The following is a 21,596-nucleotide window of genomic DNA, read 5'->3' as shown; positions in this document are numbered from 1 at the left end:
GTCTAGGCCATTGATAACCAAGTGGAATAAGGTCGTAGATTTGTCAGGCTTGCCTGCCAATAATGGCCTTGTGACGGTTGATCGTACTGGCGGTTAATCGGATTTCCAGAAAGTTCACACCACAACAATGTACCGACCGCGCCATGTGTAACGATTGCGAGGTCTCCGGCTCCATGGGCACGAATGATCTCCGACACTGCACGACGAATGCGCCTCTGAGCATCGGCCGCAGTTTCCCAACCGCGAAAGCTAATGTCCGGCTGGGCAAAGAATGCGTCGGCGGCCGCCTCGAACTTTTCCCGTGGCAGGAAACCTGTGGCACTCCGATCATTCTCGCCAAGATCCGGGTGGAAATATAAGGGCAACCCCAAGGGCGCAGCCAGAATCTCACCAGTGTCGCGAGCCTTTCGTTCGCTGCTGGCCCAGATATGGCTGACATTGGCCATAGCTTCACTGGCGGCAAAGGATGCGGCGCGCCAGCGACCTGTCGTGCTCAGACCCCATTCCGTAATGGGGGTATCCGGATCAATAACGACCTCGGGGTGAGTGATGATCAGTAAATTCGGCATCTAGTCAGGCAGAAGTACCGGTCCTTTGCCCGCAAACCCCATCCTGATTTCGGTACCCGGTGCAAGCGGTGCATCAACATCGTCGTGGACCGCAAAAACCTGACCAAATGCGCCGGTCAGCGTGTATTCCATCCGCACGCCAACATAGGTTGCCTTGGCCACTGTAGCGGCGATGCCGTCATCAGAACCAATCACAAGGCGCGAGGGTCGTACAGCGATGGTCGCGGCCCCATTGGTCAAACCCCGACGCGGCAGAGTGTGACGGTATCCTTCGATCTCGATCGTTGCAATATCTCCGTCAGTTGCAATGATTTGACAGTTGAGCAGGTTTGCCTCGCCTATGAAATCGGCAACAAACCGGTCATTCGGGGCATCATAAAGCTCGCGAGGTGTACCCATCTGAGCGATCGCGGCGTTCCGCATCACAACAATCTCGTCCGAGACGGCCAGGGCCTCTTCCTGATCGTGGGTGACATAGACAACCGTCAATCCAAGGTCTTGCTGAATGGCCCGGATATCCTCGCGCACCTGGCGTCGCAGCTTGGCATCAAGGTTGGATAGCGGCTCGTCAAACAGCAGAACCTGTGGTTCAAGAACCAGCGCTCGCGCGACGGCGACACGTTGTTGCTGACCACCCGAGAGTTCGGAGGGAAGGCGATTGTCGAACCCCTTGAGCCCTACCAATTGCAAGCCATGCAAGGCGCGGCTGCGAGCCTCATCCTTGGCAAAGCCCGAGAATGTGAGGCCGTACATCACGTTCTCCAGCACGCTCATGTGGGGAAACAGCGCGTATGATTGAAACACCATTGATACGTCGCGATCTGTTGCGGGCAGTTTGGTGACGTCCCGGTCGCCAATCATAATCTTGCCAGAGCTTGCCATTTCTAACCCGGCGATCATGCGCAACGTCGTTGTTTTCCCACAGCCTGACGGACCAAGCAGCGTGACCAGTTTTCCCGCTTCGACATGAAGGTTAATGTTATCAACAGCCACAACGTTTTTGCCGAACACTTTCGACACGTTCTCGAACCGTACCGGCGCGGCCTTGGATTGCAGGCTCATGTCAAAATCTCCTAAACATTGGTGCGTGACTGCGTCATTCGACGCCCGATCTGAGTGCGACCAACGATCAGCTGCATCAACGCAACAACTGCCAGCATCACGAAGATCAGCGTCGTCGAATACGCAATGGCTAGACCATAGTCGTTATTCTCGACCCGCCCGATAATATAGCTGGTTGCCATGTCGTATTCGGCACTGACCAGAAAGATCACAGCCGAGATCGCCGTCATCGCGCGAACAAAACTGTAAACAAGTGCGGCCAGTATCGCGGGGCGTAGCAGCGGCAGAATGATACGACGAAATGTCTGCCACGAGTTTGCACCAAGGGTCAGCGACGATTCATCAAGACTGCGGTCAAGTTGCGACATGCTGGCGATGCCCGCACGGACCCCAACCGGCATGTTGCGGAATATGAAGCTGATAACAAGGATAACGCCTGTGCCGGTTATTTCGATTGGCGGAACGTTGAAGGCAAGAATATAGCTGACACCAATCACCGTACCGGGGATAGCAAAGGACAGCATGGTTCCAAACTCGAAAGCGTTCTTTCCTGCAAAGTTCTGCCGGGTCAACAGGTAAGCCGTTACCAGCCCAACCGCCGCCGTCAGAGGTGCAGCAATTGCCGCAATGGTTATGGTGGTCCAGAAGCTGTCCCAAGCGGCGCCGGTCCAACGAATGCCCTCTTCTTCAAATCGTACAGAGAATGCAGTGACGTAGTGCTTTAGGGTCAGGGAGTTATTGACACCCCAAAGCTCGACCACACTGCCGTAGATGATCATTGCATAGACAATGATCGTGAACACCGCCCAGCCAAGGGCGAATACCAGCACGGGAACAGAAAGGCCTGTCGGCATCAAAGGGTGCACGCCTGCGTCGCCTTTGCCTGTTACGGTTGTATAGCTTTTCTTACCCAGCCAAACACGCTGTGCGTAAAAGGCCGAAAGGGTGAAAAACAGCAATACCATGGCCAGAACGGCGGCCCGTCCTTGGTCGTATTGTGCCCCTACGATGGCAAAGAAAATCTCAGTCGATAGAACGTCGAAATTCCCACCCAGAACAAGTGGGTTTCCGAAGTCGGCCATACTTTCGATGAAGCCCAAAAGAAATGCATTGGCAAGTCCGGGGCGCATCAGGGGCAGGGACACTGTCCTGAACGTTTGCCACCTGCTGGCGCGGAGAGTCTGGGCCGCTTCCTCCATAGATGGCGAGACGCCTTCCACCACGCCGATTAGAACGAGGAATGCAATAGGTGTGAACGCAAGGGCCTGTGCGATGAATATACCTGGCATTCCGTACAGCCAGCGCGTTGGCTGCGTGCCGAACAGATCGGCGACGAACCGTGTGACTGAGCCTGACAGGCCAAAAAGCAGGATCAGCGCAAGCCCAATCACAAATGGCGGGGTGATGATCGGAAGAACAGTCAAAGCCCGCAACAGGCGTTTGTAGCGAAAGCCCGAGCGGGTCACGACCAGTGCAAAGCACAAACCCAGGGCAGTCGTGACGAAGCCAACCAGGATGGCAAGAAACAGTGAGTTCCATGCCGCGCCACACCTGGCACCATAAAAACACCCCAACCCCCAAAGCCGGGCATCAAAGAACTTTGAAAAGAAGACAGCAATGGAATATGCGCCATCTTCAGTGACGAAGGCAGCGAACAGCATCTTGGCGATCGGAAAAAAGACAAAGACGGTGACGATGGTAATCACACCGCCAATCGCACTAACAACAAAGACGTCACCGTTGATGGCACCTCTTGCCGCAATGCCTTGGGTCAACAAGAACAGAAAGCTTGATGCGCAAATCATTGCACCATAGCCCATGCCGAACTGGCGATCGCCAAGTTCACCAAAATAGGCTGCCAACCAATTGAAATTGAAACCCCTGATGCCAATCCCGAAGCCCTGTGCGATCAACCAGCCGAAGCCGAGTGCACCGGAAAGGATCAGAACACGGGCATAGAGCGGGTCAGATTTCGCTCGTTTCAACACCAGAAGGGGTAAGGTCAGGGCGATCAACAGCGGGGCAAGCCAAAGCTTCTCACCCTGTGCGATCAGGAATGCAGCGGGGGCATAATCTTCGTCAAACGGGTAGCCGTCAAAAAGCCATTCGAATGACCACAGGCCGCCGTCGACCATATACCACGGCAGCAGGCAAAACCCGACCCACCCGGCGATGACCCAAAAGATCAGAACCGGGCGGGTCTTTTTTGAAGTCTGGTCAGTCATTTACTGCGGCAGAACCGAAACCTCTTCGTCCCATTTCTGCAACAGACGTTTCCGTTCGTCTGAGGAACCATACTTTTTGAAGTCATAGTCAATCAGCTTGATCTGGCTCATGTCAGGCGCGCTTTCCGATGTTTCCGCGCTCTTGTTCGATGGCACCTGAAACGCGCTGACCTGAAGAGCAAGGTTCTGCGCCTCGGGCGACAGTGCCCAGTCATAGAACTTCTTAGCCTCTTCCTCGTTGCGGGCGCCTTCAATTATGGACATCGAGCCAATTTCGTATCCCGTACCCTCGCACGGCGCGACGACCTTGATCGGGAAACCCGATACGGCCTGCTTTACCGCATCATGCATGAAGACGATGCCAATCGTGTTCTCGCCACGACCAGCTGCTTTGATTGGTGCCGATCCGGATTTGGTATACTGGTTGATATTCGAATGCAGGCCTTTCATGAACTCAAAACCTTCATCCTCGCCAAAGATCTGCACCATCGAGGCCAGCGTCGTATAGGCCGTACCAGACGAGTTCGGGTTGGCCATCTGAACGTGGCCCTTGTATTCAGGCTTTAGCAGGTCTTTCCAACAGGCGGGTTCAGGCAGGTTGTTGGCCGCCAGCAGGTCTGCGTTATAGCCATACCCAAGTGCGCCGGAATAGATACCTATCGTTCTGTTTCCGGCACTCTCGGCCTGGGAAATCGCCCAATCATGAAGCTGGTCGCGCATTGGCGACATGTATTCCATTGTCAGGCCCTCTTCAGCGGCCTGCAAATGCGGGTCACCCGTGCCGCCCCACCACACGTCTCCTTTCGCGTTTGAGCTTTCGGCACGGATTTGAGCAAAAGTTTCACCTGACGACTTACGCGTCATGTTGACGTCGATGCCCGTCGCATCTTCGAAGCTACGCGCCATGAGTTGGCACCAGTCTTCCTGCGCGGAGCAATAGAGTGTCAGCTTGTCTGCCTGCGCTGCCGACACAGACGCGGCTATTGCAATCAGCGACCCGACGGCCGTGGATGTAAGTTTTTTCATTATCATTCCTCCCTTTGGTTATTTTGCGCCCAGTATTTTTTGTTTTGTCAGGCGCTTTCTCATCCAGCTTTTCGAAGCTTGTTAATGACAGACTGGGCGTTCTGATTGCCCGTCAGATTTTTCAGAATACTTGAGAGATCTCTTTCTTCCACCAGCTTTGCCGCTTTCCCTGGTGAAAACCAGTGACGTGTCCGTTCGTCCCGTTCTTTCCAACGCCGTTTCAGTTTTTCAACGACCATGGGATAGAGGGTTACGCGGCAACGAACGCTATTCGCGCCCTCAAAGCGTTTGTCATAGAAAAAATGACCAACTGGCTGTTTCGAGATTGCCCCGACTGCACCTGCTTCTTCCAGTGCTTCAATTTCGGCGGCATGCCAGGGTTTCTTTCCTTCCATCAACCAACCTTTTGGGATGACCCACCGTCCTGTATCGCGCGAAGTCACCATCAGAACACGCAGCTTTCCATCCCTGTCCCAGCGCATCGGAAGTGCTGCAATCTGGTCTGTTATGTTGCCGTCGCTCATGCTGCCCTCAATGACACGGTATCAAAAGCGCACCCAGAATAACCTTCAGTCGTTAATGGTGGTCCTTGGGTTTTCACTTTGAAACGGTTCAATTCACACATTCTTGCCTTGCGCTTTGGACTCTTCCGAATTGTCACAACCTACTGAGGGTTATGCAACAAAAATTATTGCATTATGCCCGAAATCCCACAAAGGTGGGGCTTGAAACCTGATTGGGTTGTTGGATGTCCAAAACGAAAATACGTGCCAAAACGATTGAAAAGGGTCGGGGTAGGGTAAAGAAATCCGACCGGCGCCAGCAAATACTGCTGGAGTTGAAGCTTCGCCCGCACGTTCGCATCAATGAATTGGCCCAGCGTTTCAACGTCTCTAACGAGACGGTGCGCAGGGATTTTGACGCCCTTTCGAATGACGGCCTGATCGCACGCGCGCACGGAGGGGCATCTGCCCCGGCACAAGGGCATTATCCAGGTCTGGACGAGCGAGCCAACGCGCGGATTGAGGAACGCGAACGCATAGGTATCAGCGCGGCGGGGTTGGTACGCGATGGTGAAACGGTCATGATCGATTCCGGTTCGACCACAATCGAAATGGCCCGTGCATTGGCCTATCTCGGCACTCCTTGCACAGTGATTACGAATTCTATTCCGGTGGCAATGACCCTCGGCCATGGGGCTGCCGAGGTTTTGCTTTGTCCAGGAGAATATCTGGCAACCGAATCTGCGACGATTGGAACCGAAACGCTGGAATTCCTGTCTCGGTTCAATGTCGACAGATGCATGATCGGCTCGTCAGGTTTTTCGGTCGAAGGCCCTTCAGAAACCGTGCGCGGCTTTGCGGCTGTCAAAAGAATGATGCTGACGCGCGCAGCAAATCGACATCTTTTAATCGATTCAGGGAAATTTGGTCGTAAAGGCCTGTCTCAGGTCGGAGACCTGACCAAACTGGATTCCATAGTTTCCGACACGAAACCAACAGGAGAGTTGCTTAACGCGATCAACGGTGCCGAGGTTGATGTTCTCGTCGCCCCGTAAACACTGATATGAATGACGAACAGCGGACTGCAAAATGACCGCGCATGACTGGGAGGAAAACATGAAGATAGACATCAGATTATTGGTTGGGGCATCGGCAATTGCGCTCATGTCGCTTTCCGGGACAGCTTCGGCGCAAGATTGCCCGAGGGGTGATCTGGACGAGCGGTTTTGCGACGTCGATGGGGATTTGATTGCGGATATCCCCACAGATTCTTCCCAGCTAATTGATCCTGACACCCTGATTTTTGCCTATACACCGGTCGAAGACCCAGCCGTATACAAAACCGCATGGTCAGACTTTCTAGAGCATCTGAAGGCTGAGACAGGCAAGGATGTGGTCTTTTTTCCGGTCCAAAACAACGCCGCCCAGATCGAGGCGATGCGGTCGGGACGCCTGCATATTGCGGGCTTCAACACCGGGTCCAACCCACTGGCAGTAAACTGTGCCGGGTTCCGACCGTTTACGATTATGGCCTCAAAAGACGGTAATTTCGGTTATGAAATGGAGATCATCACCTACCCAGGCTCGGGCATCGAAAAGGTTGAGGATATCAAAGGTAAGCAACTTGCCTTCACGTCACCCACTTCCAACTCGGGCTTCAAAGCACCGTCGGCGATCCTGAAAAGTGACTTCGATCTTCTGCCCGATCGCGACTTCGAACCCGTCTATTCGGGAAAGCACGACAACTCGATCCTTGGTGTGGCGAACAAGGACTATCCAGCGGCATCGATTGCAAATTCGGTAAAGGCACGAATGATTTTGCGGGACGTGATCAAGGAGGAAGATGTTGTTACGATTTACAAATCGCAGACCTTCCCAACCACCGGATTTGGCACTGTCTACAACCTGACGCCCGAATTGCAGGAGAAAATCCGCAATGCTTTCTTCAACTTCGAGTGGGAAGGGACGACGCTTGAAGCAGAGTTTTCCAAGTCGAACGAAGGCCAATTTCTGGAGATGACTTACCAGGAATTCTGGGACGTCATTCGGAAAATTGACGCGGCAAACGGCGTCTCCTACGCCTGCCAATAAGCCTTGCTTAATCAGGCGGGCCTGAGAAGGCCCGCTATCCACCCTAATCGGGGGCATTTTATGCTGCGTCTTCAAAAGCTGACGAAAACCTACAAGACCGGAGATCAGGCACTGAAGGCCATCGATCTTGAGGTGCCCAAAGGGCAGGTGCTTGCACTGATCGGGCCCTCGGGTGCGGGAAAATCGACGATGATCCGCTGCATCAACCGTTTGGTTGAGCCTACAAGCGGCGGTGTTCTTCTGGATGACATGGACCTGACCAAACTCGGGTCGGGTGCGTTGCGGAAAGCACGCCGCGAAATGGGTATGATCTTTCAGGAATATGCTCTGGTCGAACGCCTCACAGTGATGGAAAACGTATTGTCCGGTCGGTTGGGGTATGTCGGATTCTGGCGCAGTTTTCTACGGCGGTATCCGCAGTCGGATGTGGACGAGGCTTTCCGCCTGCTGGACCGGGTGGGGCTGTTGCATATGGCTGACAAACGCGCGGACGAGTTGTCGGGTGGTCAACGCCAAAGGGTCGGTATCTGCCGCGCCCTGATCCAGAACCCAAAGTTGTTGCTGGTCGATGAACCGACCGCGTCGCTGGATCCGAAGACCAGTCGTCAGATCATGCGGCTGATTACCGAGCTGTGTCAGGAGCGCGGGCTGGCAGCCATCATCAACATCCATGACGTGGCACTAGCCCAGATGTTCGTTCCCCGTGTCGTGGGCCTCCGCTTTGGAGAAATCGTGTTTGATGGTCTTCCAACAGGGCTCACCCCGGAAAAGCTGACCGAGATTTACGGTGAGGAAGATTGGGAAGCGACCATCGAAAAAGTGGATGAGGATGAAGATGTCGAGGCTGCAGAATGAGCCATCGAGAACTTGACGACATGCTGGGAAAAGGTTGGCGCAAACCGGCCTTTATTAAAAACACGTTGCTGCGCAGGGCATTGATACTTGGGTTCTTCGCTTACCTGATTGCGGCTTTCATGACCATCGATGTTGATTGGGGCAGGGTCTATGAGGGACTGGACAGGGGATGGGCGTTCGTCCTTGCCTTTACCAGCCCGGATTTCATTTCACGGTGGTCAGATATCTGGGCCGGCCTTCTGGAAAGCATTGTGATGACCGTGGCCGCGTCGGTTGTCGGTATCCTGATTTCGATCCCGATTGGATTGGGGGCTGCACGTAATATCGCCCCGTTGCCAATCTACATAATGTGCCGCGGCATTGTCGCGTTAAGCCGGGCATTGCAGGAAATTATCGTTGCCATTTTGCTTGTGGCCATCTTTGGCTTTGGCCCGCTGGCAGGATTTTTGACGCTGTCTTTCGCAACCATTGGGTTTCTTTCCAAGCTTTTGGCCGAAGATATCGAGGCGATGGACAAAGTTCAGGCTGAGGCGATTCAGGCCTCTGGTGCACGATGGCTGCAATGGATCAACTACGGGGTTCAGCCTCAGATCATGCCTAGGCTTGTGGGTCTTTCCATGTACCGGATCGACATCAATTTCCGGGAAAGCGCTATTCTCGGGCTGGTGGGGGCAGGCGGCATTGGCGCGACACTGAACACTGCGTTTGATCGATATGAATATGACACGGCAGCCGCCATTCTGATCCTTATCATCGGGATCGTCATGGCCCTTGAATACCTTTCGGGGATTATCCGCGCGAGGGTTCAGTAATGCCTGTTCTTGAACGCGACGATACAAAAATCTGGCGCAGGCGGACGACGGGCCAAAGCCTGGTTCGCTGGTTTGGCTGGCTTTTGGGCGTAGCGATTTTTGTCTACTGTTGGCAGCTCATTTCAGAATCGACAACCTGGTTTTTTGTCTGGGACGCGCCCCGTATCGCCAACGATATATGGACCCGAGCAACGCCGCCCAAATGGGACTATATCACCCAGTTGGGTCGCCCGATCTGGGATACCCTGAACATTGCTACTCTGGGCACGATCATCGCTCTGTGCTTGGCTGTACCTGTTGCCTTTTTGGCGGCCCGCAACACTACTCCGTCGGCGTTGTTCATCCGCCCCATTGCCTTGTTGGTCATTGTCTCGACCCGCTCAATCAACTCGCTGATCTGGGCGCTGCTATTGATCGCTATAATTGGACCGGGCGTGTTCGCAGGTGTCATAGCAATCGCCATCCGTTCAATCGGGTTCTGCGCTAAACTTCTTTACGAAGCGATTGAAGAGATTGATCACGGTCAGGTCGAGGCGATCACAGCCACCGGTGCTTCGCGGTGGCAAGTCATGGCGTATGGGATCGTTCCGCAAATCCTGCCAGCATTTGCCGGAATTGCAGTCTTTCGTTGGGATATCAACATTCGCGAGTCCACAGTGCTTGGGCTGGTTGGCGCCGGTGGCATCGGGTTGCAGCTTTCGGCCTCGCTTAACGTTCTGGCGTGGCCGCAAGTGAGCCTGATCCTAATTGTAATTCTTTTTGCGGTCATGATCAGCGAGTGGGTTTCGGCAAAAGTACGAGGAGCGATCATTTGACCGGATTCTCAGCGCAAGAGGCTTTCAAGGCTTACGAAGCCGTCCGGCACCGCCTTCCAGATATTGAACCGAACGACGTGAGCTATCGTCGTATCGAGACTCTTTCCGAAATTAAGGATGAGTTTGACGTGTTTCTTCTGGATGCGTTCGGGGTTCTTAATATAGGCGACACGGCGATCCCCGAAACGCCCGAACGGATCAAGTCACTGAAGGCTGCGGGCAAACGTGTCTTGGTGGTGTCGAATGCCGCTGGGTTTCCCCACGCCACGCTGTTGGAGAAATACACCAGACTGGGATATGACTTCGCGCCGCAGGATGTGATCACCAGTCGGGCTACGTTGCTGTCCGGGCTGAATGGCCAACGTGGGCTGCATTGGGGTTTGATGGCGACACCCAGCGCCGGTCTTCGCGACTTGGAAGGTTTGAAATTAACCTATCTGGAGGATGACCCGCAGCCCTACGAATCTGTTGATGGTTTTCTGATGATCGGGTCAGCCGCCTGGACCGAAGCCCGGCAGGCGATGTTGGAGGCGGCATTGCTAAGCCGCCCCCGCCCGGTATTGGTGGGCAACCCGGATATCGTTGCCCCGCGCGAGTACGGCTTTTCCAAAGAACCAGGTCTTTTCGCACACCGTTTGGCCGACCGGACAGGTGTAGCCCCGCAATTTTATGGAAAGCCATTCGGCAATATCTATGATCTTGCTTTTCAGCGACTTGGGCCTGTCAACAAATCCCGCGTTCTGATGGTGGGTGACAGTTTGCATACTGACATTCTGGGCGCGCGTCATGCCGGAGTGGCTTCGGCACTTGTCTCGGATTTTGGATTCTTCGCCGGGCATGATGTCGAGGAAGCGATCAAACAGGCAGCGATCGTGCCGGATTTTGTTGTGACCCGACCTTGAGATTTTGAAGTAATGCGAATTGTAGGTGGAGCGTCCGGGCAGTGTTGGGTTAATTCACCTTTGATTTGCAGGAAGCTCGCGTAATGATGATTATGTTACTTTTACGGAGACGCATCCAGTCGGCGAATTTTACCTAACCGAGGTAATACTCACAGTCACGGAAACTCGAAACTGGTTCTTCCGCATCCTAACAATCTAGAACTCAATGCTAAGGGTCACTTTCGAGAACTCAAACCATCTCAGGCTGGAAACACCGCTGTTTTCTTGACTGTTCCATAAACAAAGCTGGTGTCGATCGAAGCTATCCCGCCGATCGGGTGAATTCGGTTTCGAATAAAGTCTTCGTATGCTTCGAGGTCCGATACCAATACCCGCAACTGGTAATCCATTGCGCCGGTCAGCACGTGGCATTCTAGAACTTCATCGATCATCCGAACGCGTTTTTCGAATTTCTGCACATCTGTTTCATTGTGCCGCTCAAGCCGGATGCGGACAAAGACGGTTATAGCCATCCCGTATGCAGCAGCGTCCACATCGGCACTGTATCCCTTGATGACACCGCTGGCCTCAAGGTTTTTGACCCGCCGCAAACACGGTGAAGGAGACAGATTGACCTCATCAGCAAGATCCTGGTTCGTCATACGCCCATCCCGCTGTAACGCTCGAATGATTTGCCTGTCCTTGGCGTCCATCTTATCTCCATTTTTTAGCATAATATGCCAATGTAGGTCCTCAACGTGGCATTATTCGCAACCCATTGCTCAAAGTAAAGGCGCAAAGTGATAACGACTTAGATCAGGAGCCCACCGTGACCCACACAACCGGATTTGCCACTCGCGCCATTCATCATGCCTACAACCCATTTGAAAATGATGGTGCACTGACCCCGCCCCTCCACTTGACCTCAACCTTCTCCTTCGAAACCGCAGAGGCAGGCGGTGAAATGTTTGCTGGCGAGCGCGCAGGTCATATCTATAGCCGGATATCGAACCCTACTTGTGACCTTCTTGAAAAGCGTATTGCCGTGCTGGAAGGTGCCGAGGCTGGGCTCGCGCTCTCCAGTGGGATGGGCGCAATTACCGCCGTACTTTGGACCCTGTTGTCGCCAGGTGACGAAGTCATTGTCGACAAAACACTCTATGGCTGCACATTCGCTTTCATGCGCCACGGTCTGGCAAAATGGGGTGTCACTATTACCCATGTTGACATGACGGACACCGCGAACCTGAAAGCCGCTGTTTCCGAAAAAACCCGTGTCGTCTACTTCGAAACCCCAGCCAATCCAAACATGCGCTTGGTGGATATCGCCGCCAGTTCAGAGATCGCGCATTCTGTTGGTGCGCAGGTTGTAGTCGACAATACATATGCCAGCCCCTATCTGACCCGCCCGATCGAGCACGGCGCGGACATCGTCCTTCACTCCGCCACCAAATATCTGGGCGGGCATGGCGATGTGGTCGCGGGTCTTGTGGTCGGAACCGCCGAGCAGATTTCTGAGATCCGGCTTGTCGGCATGAAGGACATGACAGGCGCAGTGATGGCACCATTCAACGCAATGCTGATCCTGCGCGGGCTGAAGACACTGAACCTGCGACTGGATCGCCACTGTGCGTCCGCCAAGGTTGTTGCCGATTACCTTCAGGCACACCCTGCCGTCAGTGAGGTGTATTTCCCGGGGCTTGAGAGTTTTGCCCAGCACGATGTCGCACGACGCCAGATGTCGCAGCCGGGGGCCATGATCGCCTTTGAAATCAAGTCTGGCCTGTCCGGTGGCATCAAGTTCATGAACCGCCTGAACATGATCCAGCGCGCCGTGTCCTTGGGGGACGCAGAAACCCTAATCCAGCACCCGGCATCCATGACCCATTCGACGTATACTGCGGAAGAACGAGCAGAACATGGAATCAGCGATGGCCTGATCCGACTTTCCGTCGGGTTGGAAGACGTTGAAGATATCCTTGCAGATTTAGAGCAAGCTTTGCCCTACCCTGCCCGCAGTGCCGCCTGAGTCCCGGAGACCACCATGCCGTATGATCCCAACCAGTTGAAAATCGTTGAACAGCGTCTGCTGTGGCTGTCGCATTGGATGATCCACCATGCCAACCATATCCGGCCCAAGGTTGATGGGATAAAGGTCGGTGGTCATCAAGCGTCGTCTGCGTCGATGGTTTCGATCATGACTGCGCTCTACTTTTCGGCTTTACGGCCCGAAGATCGGGTTGCGGTAAAACCGCATGCGTCACCGATTTTCCACGCGATGCAGTACCTCATGGGCAACCAGACCCGCGAGAAGATGGAAAACTTTCGCGGGTTTGGTGGCGTGCAAAGCTATCCCAGCCGGACAAAGGATATCGATGATGTCGACTTCTCGACAGGTTCGGTAGGTTTGGGTGTCGCGATCACCTCGTTTGCTTCGATCATTCAGGACTACGTCAAGGCCAAAAACTGGGGGGCAGATGCCCCTATGGGGCGCATGGTGGCGCTTGTAGGCGACGCTGAACTGGATGAAGGCAACATATACGAAGCATTGCAGGAAGGCTGGAAAAACGGCCTGCGCAACACGTGGTGGATTATCGACTACAACCGGCAGTCACTTGACGGCATCGTTCGTGAAGGGTTGTTCGAACGGATCGAGAAAATCTTTGATGCCTTCGGATGGGATGTTGTGCGCGTGAAGCACGGCGTGTTGCAGCGTGCGGCCTTCAAAGAACCTGGCGGCGATCGGCTGCGAGACTGGATTGATGCCTGCTCGAACCAGGAATACTCGGCCCTGACGTTCATGGGTGGCGAGGTTTGGCGAAAGCGCCTCATGGACGATCTTGGGGATCAGGGGGATGTGACGGCGCTGATCGAGCGGCGCACAGATGCCGAACTTGCTGCATTGATGGAAAACCTCGGCGGCAACTGTGTCGAGACCATGGCCCAAACCTTTGCTGCCATCGAACATGACCGCCCTACTTGCTTCTTGGCCTACACGATCAAGGGATGGGGTACGCCAATTGCGGGCCACAAGGACAACCACGGTGGGCTGATGAACAACAGCCAGTTCGTCGCGTGGCAAGAACACATGGGCGTGCCTGCCGGTGAGGAATGGGAGCCACTTGCGGCAGTGCAGGACCCGGAAGCGCTGAAAGACTTTCTGTCGAAAGTTTCCTTCTTTGCCAAAGGTCCGCGACGCTACTTCGATGACAAGCTGGATGTTCCATCTATTGACATCGACACAAGCCGCGAAATCTCGACCCAAATGGCTTTCGGCAAGATTTTGGATGACTTGTCGAAGGGCGACAGTCAATTGGCCGAGCGTATCCTGACGACATCCCCTGATGTCACAGGGACAACAAACCTTGGTCCCTGGGTAAACCGGCGCAAACTGTTTGCCAGATCCGAGCAAGCCGACGCTTTTATTGAACACCGTATCCCCTCGACGGCCAAATGGGAGTTTACTCCTGAAGGGCAACATATCGAGCTTGGTATTGCCGAGATGAACCTCATGTTGCTTCTCGGTGCTGCGGGCCTTTCGCATTCCCTGTTCGGCAAGCGGCTTGTCCCGATCGGTACTGTGTATGACCCCTTTGTCAGCCGCGGCCTCGATGCGCTCAATTATGCTTGTTATCAGGATGCGCGCTTTATGCTGGTCGGCACGCCTTCGGGCATTACGCTGGCCCCAGAAGGCGGCGCACATCAATCCATTGGCACACCGTTGATCGGGATGAGTCAGGACGGTCTGGCGGCCTTTGAGCCAGCCTTTGCCGATGAACTGGCCGTGATCATGGAATGGGCCTTTGATTATCTTCAGCGCGACGGCGAAGGGCAGCCGGACGAACGCACCTGGCTGCGTGACGAAACAGGCGGTTCGGTTTATCTGCGCTTGACGACAAACCCGATTGAACAGCCTGGCAAACGCGTGGACGATGAGTTCCGTCAAGGTGCCATTGATGGTGCATACTGGTTGCGGAGGCCGGGCCCGAATTGCGAGGTCGTAATCGCTTATCAAGGGGCCGTTGCACCCGAAGCGATCAAAGCCGCTGGCGTGATGGGCGAAGGACGCAAAGACATCGGAGTGCTGGCGGTGACTTCAGCAGATCGGCTAAATGCCGGGTGGACGGCAGCGCAACGGACGCGTTCGCGCGGCAATCAGACGGCTCGGTCCCACATCGAAACTTTGATGTCCGGTCTGCCGCGCCACTGCAAGCTGGTTACCGTGATTGACGGACACCCCGCGACATTGTCTTGGCTGGGTGCCGTACAGGGACATCAGACCATCCCATTAGGGGTCGAACATTTTGGCCAGACAGGGACAATCGGCGACCTCTATCGGCACCATAGCATTGACGCGGACTCCATCCTGGAGAAGGTGAACGGACTGACCCATGGCAAGGCTTTGCTTCGCACATGAGCGGCGGTAATGGGCGTCGCAGCTAGGGCCTAACCCTCAGGGTAATTGGGCCCTTTGTGCTGGCGCGCCCTTGGGTTCGAAACCCGGAACGAAAGGCACCTTGTTCGAGCCAAACTTTTGGGATCTGAGAAGAATTGCCGTTCGGGTGGAAAACCGCCTTGGCCTGGATGCACTGGATGACATTCTGACCACAGATGTCGACGGCGTATTTATCGGTCCGTCAGATTTAGCCGCGGATATGGGCCACATCGGCAATGCTGGCCACACCGACGTGGTCGAAGCGGTTTTGGACGCGTTGAAACGGATCGTGGCCGCGGGCAAGGCAGCGGGCATCCTGACGTTGGACCCTGTGATGCAGCGCAAGTGCGTGGATCTTGGGGTTACGTTCCTGGCCACGAATATCGACGTAACACTTTTTGCGAAGGCTATGCGCGGGGCGGCTGAAACTGCGTTGGAAATGTTGCCGGACCAGAGCGCGTCAGGAAATGCGCCAACAGATGTGGCCAGCAAGTATCTTCAGCAGTTATGCAAGCACTGGTCCTACAAGGGGCAAGTAGAATTTGATGTAACTGAAGGGAAAGTTTCATTTGAAAACGGGTGTGCGGTCGCGATGAAAGCGACGGACGAGGGGCTGGACATAGTTGCTTCAGTCGGCCCACGTGGCGATTTGAACTCCTGGAAAGTAGTCATAGAAGACCACTTGAAACGCTTTGCATTTCGCGAAGAGTTCAAGGTTGATTGGAGTGCATAACACTGGAATGCAGGGGCAACCGAGCGACCTCCTGACATTCGGACACCGCCGCAGGCTACGATTTGTAGTCTGCGGGTATTCGACAAGACCCTGCACCGGATTCTTACTCGGGTAAGACAAGCCGCAACTGAGGATTTTCCAAACCTAAAGCGGCATCATCCTCGACAAACGTCCTGACAGCGGAAACAGACAGGCTTGCAACGAGTGGTAGATGTCCGGCTTGCCGTCAAAAATAGATGTCACTACAGCCCCTGCCCCATCCACTGCTGGAAACCAGCCGCCATGTCGATGATCCACAAGTGTTTCACTCGCATAGGTCCAGAGCTTTCTGTACCACTCCTCGTCTTCTGGCCTTCTGTCTAGCGCGATCAGAGCGGCAACCGCCCCTATGGCTTCGGTGATGGGCCACCAGAACCGCGAAGCATTGGCAACGCGACCATCAAAATCAAGAGTATAGGCCAACCCGCCGCCAGGCAGCCACGCATCATTCAAAGCCTGCGCAATCAAGCGGCGCGCCCTGTACGGAGCATTGGGGTTCGTTCGGCCTGACAAATCCCAATGCTGAAGCTGAAGCCGACCCAATTCGAACGAATGCCCCGGCGTTGTTCCGTAAGGTCTGAACATCGGGTCACCCGCATAATCCCGGTTGATCTGCCAATCAGACGAATAGTGTTCGGGAAGCCGCCAGTTTTCACCGGGTGCAATTTTGCCAATGAAGAAGTCCAGAATGCGACCGGCGCGGGACAGGAAGATTTCGTCTCCTGTGGCTTCAAAGGCGGCCAGCATTGCCTCAACGCCGTGCATATTTGCATTCATTCCGCGATATGTGGAAAACGGCGTCCAATCCCTGTTCCATTCATCGCGAAACAGGCCTGCTTCTTCGTCCCAGAAGTGTTTTTCCAGAACACTTTGGACATCTGTCATTAGCTTGTCTGCATCCGGGTGACCCGCCAGTTTCGCACTTGCCGAGGCAAGAAGGACAAAGACGTGCCCATAGGCAAGCTTGCGGTCATCCTTGATCTGATCCCCATCCAACGCCCAGAGATATCCGCCGTGGTCGCGATCTCGGTGATGGCTATCGAGATATGTCATGCCGTGATCAATGATCCGTTCAGCACCTTGGAAACCGGACAGAAGTCCTAATGCATAAGAATGAACCAACCGGGTCGTCGTGTGCAGCTCCTGCGGCTTGCCGGGCAACGGGCGGCCATCGTGACCAAGTGTATAGAACCCGGACTCATCCCGGCAGCTCGCGCTGAAGAACGTAAGTTGCCGCATGGCCTGATTCATCAACCAATCGCGATGTCTTGACGTTTCAACCCAAAACCCGGCTTCGGACTGCGACCCCGGCAGCAATAACTGGTTATCGTTCATCTAAAGATCCCGCGGATGGAGTTTTATCGCATGCGGCGAAGCCCAATCTTCCAAATTATCCACCATCTCAGCAAGCCCGTCTCAACGCTGTACCATCCGAAGCAAACAGATGTGCATTCTGTGCTTGAATGCGCAAACCGAGGCGATCCCCGGATTTCACCGGGATATTGCCATGCTTGCGCACCATCATGGGGCCGATCCCTTCGGCATTGACGTAGATGTTCGTGTCCGACCCCAGATGTTCCACAACATCCGCCACGGCCGACAGATCACCGGTGCCGTTGTCCACAACATCGATATGTTCCGGCCTTACACCCAGTTCTTTCGCCTGAGCGGTAAGGGGTTGATCGAGTATCCTGATTTCAACCCCATTCCCGACATTCACACCTGTTTTGGTTCCCAATACAGGCACAACATTCATGGTGGGTGAGCCGATAAACTGGGCAACAAATTTGTTGGCCGGCCTTTCATAAAGCTCGAGCGGACTGCCGACTTGCTGGATATCCCCTGCGTTGAGAACAACGATCCGATCTGCCAGCGTCAACGCTTCGACCTGATCATGGGTCACATAGATCATGGTCGCACCTAGTTTTTGATGAAGCCGCGCGATCTCCAGCCGCATCTCGACACGCAGAGCCGCATCAAGGTTTGACAATGGCTCGTCAAACAGAAATGCGCGTGGGTCTCGGATGATGGCCCGCCCCATGGCAACCCGCTGACGTTGACCTCCTGAAAGGGCCTTGGGCAAGCGATCCGTCAATTTGGTCAACCCCAGCGTCTCTGCCGCCTGGGCGACCTTTGATGTGCGTTCAGCCACCGGAGCTTTGCGGATTTCCATTGAGAAGCCCATGTTCCGAGCGACATCCATATGCGGATAGAGAGCGTAGGACTGGAACACCATCGCGATGTCCCGATCCCTTGGCCTCACATCATTCATGCGCTCGCCATCGATCAGAAAGTCGCCGCTTGATATCGGTTCAAGACCAGCAACCATACGCAGCAAAGTGGACTTGCCGCAGCCTGATGGGCCGACCAGAACGATGAACTCACCATCCTGAATCTCAAGGTTGATGTTGCGCAGAACCTCGACGGATCCATAGCGTTTTGCAACGTCACGAAGTTCGATACGTGCCATGATTTGGCCTCCTATCCTTTGACCGCGCCGGACGTGAGGCCCTGCACGAGATAGCGTTGAATGAAGATGAAGAAGAGGCAACTTGGGATCAGTGCCAGCACGCCGGCTGCCATCATTTGCCCCCAATCGACCGAGAATTTGGAAACAAATGTCAACAAGCCAACCGGGAATGTCATCGCGTCGTTCTTTGAAATCAGCATCAACGCAAACAACAGCTCGGACCATGCGGCAGTAAAGACAAATCCAAGCGTCGCCCCGAGACCGGGCAATGTCAGCGGGAACACCACTTTGCGCAGCGCCTGAAACCGTGTACAGCCATCCATCATCGCCGCGTCTTCAAGATCTTTGGGAATGCCGTCAAAGAATGACTGCATCAGGAATGTTGCAAAGGGGATGTTGAACGCGGTGTAGACAACAATCAGGCTTGTCAGCGAATTCAGCAGCCCCAGGTCCGCGATGATCTTGTAGATGGGTGCGATGATCATCAGCAGCGGGAACATCTGGGTGACCAGCATCAAGGCAATGATGATCCGTTTGCCCGCGAAAACAAAGCGGGAAAAGGCATAACCCGCCCCAGCCGCGAACAATGTCGTAAAGAACGCCGCCCCCAGCGACACCACAAGAGAGTTCCGGAAATAGGCCACAAAATCGGTCTGAAAAATGACTGTTTTGAAGTTTGAAAAGGTCACTTCGCTTGGAAACAGCCGGGTGCCCTCTGAAAAGATCAGTGCGTCCGGGGTCAACCCGATCTTGAGCAACCAGTAAAGCGGGAACAACGCAAAGATCAGATAGAACGCAAGTGCCGCGTATTTGCCCACAACCAGCAGGGGGTTGGGTTTCCTGACAGCTGACATGGCCTACTCCTCAAATCTTGACCAGCTTCTTGCGAAGCCAGAGCAGGATAACGGCGTAAATCAGAAGGATCACCAGCAGCGCCACAGCAATGGTTGACGCGTAGCCGAAGTCCAATTTTCGAAAAGCTGTGGTGAAGATGTAAGTCGACAGGATTTGGGTCGAATTGGCAGGCCCGCCGCCGGTCATCACGTAAATCAGGTCGGCGAAATTGGCGATCCAGATCGTCCGCAGCATCACGGTGATCGCGATCATCGGAGCAAGGAACGGCAAGGTGATCTTGGTGAAGGTCTGCCATGGGGTCGCGCCATCTACTTCTGCGGCCTCATAAAGCTCACCGGGTATCGATTGCAAAGCCGCCAACAGCGTGATCGCAAAGAACGGTACGCCAAACCAGATATTTGCAGTGATCGGCCCCCACATGGCAAGCTTGGGGTCGCCAAGGATATTGTAGGGCTCTGACAGAATGCCAAGCGCGGCCAGCCAATGCGGTAGCGGGCCGATGACAGGGTTAAATAGCCACGCCCATGTCAGCGCGGACAGAAAGGTCGGGACAGCCCAGGGTAGGAAAACAAGCGCCTGAAATAGTTTCTTTCCATAGAACTGTGTATTCAAAAGCATGGCAAGGCCAAGGCCAAGCAGAAACTGGAACGTTATTGACCAAAAGGTCCAGAACAGCGTGTTTTCCATCGCTATCCAGAACTTGCGGTCTCCCCACAGATCAACGTAGTTTTCAAACCCGATCCAGCCAGAAGCAAAAGGCTTCAACAGCTCAATGGATTGGAACGAATATGAGATTCCGATGATTAGCGGAACCATGATCACCGCACCGATCAGAAGAATAGCGGGTGACAAATAGAAAAACGGCTCGACCATGTATTGCAAGTAGAGCGAGCGTCGTGCCCGGGTGTCCCCGGGCCTGACAGTTTTCTGAGTGCGCGAAATCACTGTTTTGCCTTCCACTTGGCGTGCTCGTCGGTGAGGAACTCAGCCCACTCATCCGCGACGTCCTGCGCGCTGCGCTGCCCCAACAGGGCTTCCTGACTGGTTTCCAGCAGAAGCGTGCTGCCAAAATAGCCCCACTGTTCCAGGTTGGTTGGCATTGTTGTTGGCACATATTGCTCGCCGTTCAGTTCTTCGAACCAGCCTTTGAATTGCTCGGTCTGGAAATGAGGATCCTGATCGGCACCTTTGTGGATCGGAATGACACCAACACGCTTTGCCCACGCGGCATTGGCTTCGGGCGTCGACAAGGCCGCAACCAGATCAAAGGCTTCGTCCTCGTGTTCTGTCGCGCTGAAAATCGACCAACCTGCGAACCCAATGGTCGGGAAAGCTTTGCCCGAAGGTCCGACAGGCATCGGAATGACCGCAAAATCTTCGGCAGGCATCCGCTCGGCAATAGCGATCAGTGCGTCCGGGTCCTGATCGAGGAATGCACATGTACCGGAATAGAAACCGGCCACGATCTCGTTAAAGCCCCAACTGACGGCGTCCTTGGGCGCATATCCGTTCTGATACATGTCGATCATGAACTGGATACCTTCGACCGAGCCGGGCTCGTTGATGCGGCTGACACCGTCTTCTGTGAAGAACTCGTTGGTGCCGTTCATGGCTGCGGCGAACATGATCCAGCCATTTGTTCCACCGGGACCACCGCGCAGACAGTACCCATACTTGCCCTCAAGCTCGGACACTGCGGCCGAGGCTGCCTTGAACTCCTCCATCGTTGTCGGGGGAGTGTCGATACCCGCTTCGGCCAGCAGTTTCTTGTTGTAGAACATCGCCCGCAGATAGAATCCGTACGGGATCATATAGAGATCACCCGCCTGGCTGCCCATAGCGACTGTCTTGTCAGTCAGCGAAGCCCCGTGTTCCCATCCGGCGACATGATCCTTGAGACTGACCAGCTGATCGGACCCAGCATAAAGAGCCTGCCAGGTATCGGGCATTTCAACCACATCAGGGATGTCGCCACCTGCCACCATTGTTGCCAGCTTTTCGAACGCGTTACCCCAAGGTAGCGATACAATCTCGACAGTGACGTCGGGATTATTGGCTTCAAATTCATCCACCAGTCCCTGAAGCACGTCTGTACGCTCAGGGCTTGTAATAACCTCGACCAGTTTCAGTGTGGTCTCGGCGTAAGATGCCGATCCCATGAGCACGGCCGCAGCCGTCATTCCAGTTAGTAGTTTCTTCATGTTTTCCTCCTGTTGATTTTATTG

The 21,596-nt window shown here is 54.5% G+C and carries 20 protein-coding genes; 9 read left to right on the top strand and 11 right to left on the bottom strand.

Features of this window, described 5'->3' with window-relative positions:
* Nucleotides 1-2: 2 nt before the first annotated feature.
* From ACR0AM_RS13475 to ACR0AM_RS13455, 5 genes are read right to left on the bottom strand one after another with little or no spacing between them, the layout of a single operon-like run.
* Nucleotides 3-569: a histidine phosphatase family protein gene (locus ACR0AM_RS13475; RefSeq protein WP_480519952.1), complete on the bottom strand. Its 567-nt coding sequence runs from the start codon at nt 567-569 to the stop codon at nt 3-5.
* On the bottom strand, nt 570-1,631 hold the full coding sequence (locus tag ACR0AM_RS13470; protein ID WP_480554945.1) for an ABC transporter ATP-binding protein: 1,062 nt from the start codon (nt 1,629-1,631) through the stop codon (nt 570-572). It abuts the gene before it with no gap.
* A gap of 11 nt (nt 1,632-1,642) precedes the next feature.
* Nucleotides 1,643-3,856 (bottom strand): ABC transporter permease, encoded by a 2,214-nt coding sequence (locus tag ACR0AM_RS13465; protein WP_480623165.1) that lies wholly within the window; start codon nt 3,854-3,856, stop codon nt 1,643-1,645.
* On the bottom strand, nt 3,857-4,882 hold the full coding sequence (locus ACR0AM_RS13460) for an ABC transporter substrate-binding protein (RefSeq protein ID WP_480623164.1): 1,026 nt from the start codon (nt 4,880-4,882) through the stop codon (nt 3,857-3,859).
* Nucleotides 4,883-4,941: 59 nt separating this feature from the next.
* Entirely contained in the window at nt 4,942-5,406 is a 465-nt protein-coding gene (locus tag ACR0AM_RS13455) for an NUDIX hydrolase (protein WP_480519960.1), read from the bottom strand.
* 224 nt (nt 5,407-5,630) lie between these two features.
* Between ACR0AM_RS13455 and ACR0AM_RS13450 the strand changes: the two genes are divergently transcribed.
* From ACR0AM_RS13450 to ACR0AM_RS13425, 6 genes are all read left to right on the top strand, one after another.
* A complete protein-coding gene (locus ACR0AM_RS13450; RefSeq protein ID WP_480487502.1) occupies nt 5,631-6,440 on the top strand; it encodes a DeoR/GlpR family DNA-binding transcription regulator in 810 nt (269 codons plus the stop codon).
* A gap of 61 nt (nt 6,441-6,501) precedes the next feature.
* Nucleotides 6,502-7,476, top strand: coding sequence for a phosphate/phosphite/phosphonate ABC transporter substrate-binding protein (gene phnD / locus ACR0AM_RS13445; RefSeq protein ID WP_480483730.1), 975 nt, complete (start codon nt 6,502-6,504; stop codon nt 7,474-7,476).
* Nucleotides 7,477-7,536: 60 nt separating this feature from the next.
* Complete coding sequence (gene phnC / locus ACR0AM_RS13440) at nt 7,537-8,331, top strand: phosphonate ABC transporter ATP-binding protein (protein ID WP_267366602.1); 795 nt, start codon at nt 7,537-7,539, stop codon at nt 8,329-8,331.
* Nucleotides 8,328-9,143, top strand: a complete 816-nt coding sequence (gene phnE / locus ACR0AM_RS13435; protein WP_209507091.1) for a phosphonate ABC transporter, permease protein PhnE — start codon at nt 8,328-8,330, stop codon at nt 9,141-9,143. The genes phnC and phnE (ACR0AM_RS13435) overlap by 4 nt, the downstream gene beginning before the upstream one ends.
* On the top strand, nt 9,143-9,958 hold the full coding sequence (phnE, locus tag ACR0AM_RS13430) for a phosphonate ABC transporter, permease protein PhnE (RefSeq protein WP_480477272.1): 816 nt from the start codon (nt 9,143-9,145) through the stop codon (nt 9,956-9,958). The genes phnE (ACR0AM_RS13435) and phnE (ACR0AM_RS13430) overlap by 1 nt, the downstream gene beginning before the upstream one ends.
* The gene (locus ACR0AM_RS13425) at nt 9,955-10,860 is read left to right on the top strand and encodes an HAD-IIA family hydrolase (RefSeq protein ID WP_480519962.1); all 906 of its coding nucleotides are present in this window, start codon (nt 9,955-9,957) and stop codon (nt 10,858-10,860) included. Before phnE (ACR0AM_RS13430) ends, ACR0AM_RS13425 begins: the two co-directional genes overlap by 4 nt.
* A 239-nt stretch (nt 10,861-11,099) precedes the next feature.
* On the opposite strand, the gene ACR0AM_RS13420 is transcribed toward ACR0AM_RS13425, so the two are convergent.
* On the bottom strand, nt 11,100-11,552 hold the full coding sequence (locus ACR0AM_RS13420; protein ID WP_209507088.1) for an Lrp/AsnC family transcriptional regulator: 453 nt from the start codon (nt 11,550-11,552) through the stop codon (nt 11,100-11,102).
* Between the two features lie 116 nt (nt 11,553-11,668).
* On the opposite strand from ACR0AM_RS13420, the gene ACR0AM_RS13415 reads away from it, so the two are divergent.
* The 3 genes from ACR0AM_RS13415 to ACR0AM_RS13405 all read left to right on the top strand — a co-directional run bounded on the left by ACR0AM_RS13415 (nt 11,669) and on the right by ACR0AM_RS13405 (nt 16,007).
* Nucleotides 11,669-12,868 carry a methionine gamma-lyase gene (locus ACR0AM_RS13415; RefSeq protein ID WP_480519964.1) on the top strand — a complete coding sequence of 400 codons (1,200 nt, stop codon included), beginning with the start codon at nt 11,669-11,671 and terminating at the stop codon, nt 12,866-12,868.
* Between the two features lie 15 nt (nt 12,869-12,883).
* Nucleotides 12,884-15,256 (top strand): 1-deoxy-D-xylulose-5-phosphate synthase N-terminal domain-containing protein, encoded by a 2,373-nt coding sequence (locus ACR0AM_RS13410; protein ID WP_480623163.1) that lies wholly within the window; start codon nt 12,884-12,886, stop codon nt 15,254-15,256.
* Between the two features lie 100 nt (nt 15,257-15,356).
* Nucleotides 15,357-16,007 (top strand): aldolase/citrate lyase family protein, encoded by a 651-nt coding sequence (locus tag ACR0AM_RS13405; protein ID WP_480623162.1) that lies wholly within the window; start codon nt 15,357-15,359, stop codon nt 16,005-16,007.
* A gap of 144 nt (nt 16,008-16,151) precedes the next feature.
* Here the strand turns inward: ACR0AM_RS13405 and ACR0AM_RS13400 are convergent, their stop codons facing one another.
* From ACR0AM_RS13400 to ACR0AM_RS13380, 5 genes are all read right to left on the bottom strand, one after another.
* Nucleotides 16,152-17,381 carry an AGE family epimerase/isomerase gene (locus tag ACR0AM_RS13400; protein WP_480520560.1) on the bottom strand — a complete coding sequence of 410 codons (1,230 nt, stop codon included), beginning with the start codon at nt 17,379-17,381 and terminating at the stop codon, nt 16,152-16,154.
* A gap of 67 nt (nt 17,382-17,448) precedes the next feature.
* Nucleotides 17,449-18,516, bottom strand: a complete 1,068-nt coding sequence (locus ACR0AM_RS13395) for an ABC transporter ATP-binding protein (protein WP_480520558.1) — start codon at nt 18,514-18,516, stop codon at nt 17,449-17,451.
* A gap of 11 nt (nt 18,517-18,527) precedes the next feature.
* Complete coding sequence (locus ACR0AM_RS13390; protein WP_480477286.1) at nt 18,528-19,370, bottom strand: carbohydrate ABC transporter permease; 843 nt, start codon at nt 19,368-19,370, stop codon at nt 18,528-18,530.
* A 10-nt stretch (nt 19,371-19,380) separates the two neighbouring features.
* A complete protein-coding gene (locus tag ACR0AM_RS13385) occupies nt 19,381-20,331 on the bottom strand; it encodes a carbohydrate ABC transporter permease (RefSeq protein WP_480623161.1) in 951 nt (316 codons plus the stop codon).
* On the bottom strand, nt 20,313-21,572 hold the full coding sequence (locus ACR0AM_RS13380) for an ABC transporter substrate-binding protein (protein ID WP_480623160.1): 1,260 nt from the start codon (nt 21,570-21,572) through the stop codon (nt 20,313-20,315). Before ACR0AM_RS13380 ends, ACR0AM_RS13385 begins: the two co-directional genes overlap by 19 nt.
* Between the last annotated feature and the right edge of the window lie 24 nt (nt 21,573-21,596).

The sequence above is a fragment of the Ruegeria sp. AD9 genome (assembly GCF_056542305.1).
Note: the sequence above shows the minus strand (reverse complement) of the source record. Positions and strands in the feature narration are given on the sequence as shown.

Excerpts from the sequence above, each read along its gene's own strand:
- phnD (WP_480483730.1), top strand. The coding sequence starts at position 6,502 with ATGAAGATAGACATCAGATTATTGGTTGGGGCATCGGCAATTGCGCTC.
- phnC (WP_267366602.1), top strand. The coding sequence starts at position 7,537 with ATGCTGCGTCTTCAAAAGCTGACGAAAACCTACAAGACCGGAGATCAG.
- ACR0AM_RS13390 (WP_480477286.1), bottom strand. The coding sequence starts at position 19,370 with ATGTCAGCTGTCAGGAAACCCAACCCCCTGCTGGTTGTGGGCAAATAC.
- phnE (WP_480477272.1), top strand. The coding sequence starts at position 9,143 with ATGCCTGTTCTTGAACGCGACGATACAAAAATCTGGCGCAGGCGGACG.
- ACR0AM_RS13455 (WP_480519960.1), bottom strand. The coding sequence starts at position 5,406 with ATGAGCGACGGCAACATAACAGACCAGATTGCAGCACTTCCGATGCGC.
- ACR0AM_RS13465 (WP_480623165.1), bottom strand. The coding sequence starts at position 3,856 with ATGACTGACCAGACTTCAAAAAAGACCCGCCCGGTTCTGATCTTTTGG.
- ACR0AM_RS13470 (WP_480554945.1), bottom strand. The coding sequence starts at position 1,631 with ATGAGCCTGCAATCCAAGGCCGCGCCGGTACGGTTCGAGAACGTGTCG.
- ACR0AM_RS13475 (WP_480519952.1), bottom strand. The coding sequence starts at position 569 with ATGCCGAATTTACTGATCATCACTCACCCCGAGGTCGTTATTGATCCG.
- ACR0AM_RS13460 (WP_480623164.1), bottom strand. The coding sequence starts at position 4,882 with ATGAAAAAACTTACATCCACGGCCGTCGGGTCGCTGATTGCAATAGCC.
- ACR0AM_RS13410 (WP_480623163.1), top strand. The coding sequence starts at position 12,884 with ATGCCGTATGATCCCAACCAGTTGAAAATCGTTGAACAGCGTCTGCTG.
- ACR0AM_RS13380 (WP_480623160.1), bottom strand. The coding sequence starts at position 21,572 with ATGAAGAAACTACTAACTGGAATGACGGCTGCGGCCGTGCTCATGGGA.
- ACR0AM_RS13395 (WP_480520558.1), bottom strand. The coding sequence starts at position 18,516 with ATGGCACGTATCGAACTTCGTGACGTTGCAAAACGCTATGGATCCGTC.
- phnE (WP_209507091.1), top strand. The coding sequence starts at position 8,328 with ATGAGCCATCGAGAACTTGACGACATGCTGGGAAAAGGTTGGCGCAAA.
- ACR0AM_RS13400 (WP_480520560.1), bottom strand. The coding sequence starts at position 17,381 with ATGAACGATAACCAGTTATTGCTGCCGGGGTCGCAGTCCGAAGCCGGG.
- ACR0AM_RS13450 (WP_480487502.1), top strand. The coding sequence starts at position 5,631 with ATGTCCAAAACGAAAATACGTGCCAAAACGATTGAAAAGGGTCGGGGT.
- ACR0AM_RS13420 (WP_209507088.1), bottom strand. The coding sequence starts at position 11,552 with ATGGACGCCAAGGACAGGCAAATCATTCGAGCGTTACAGCGGGATGGG.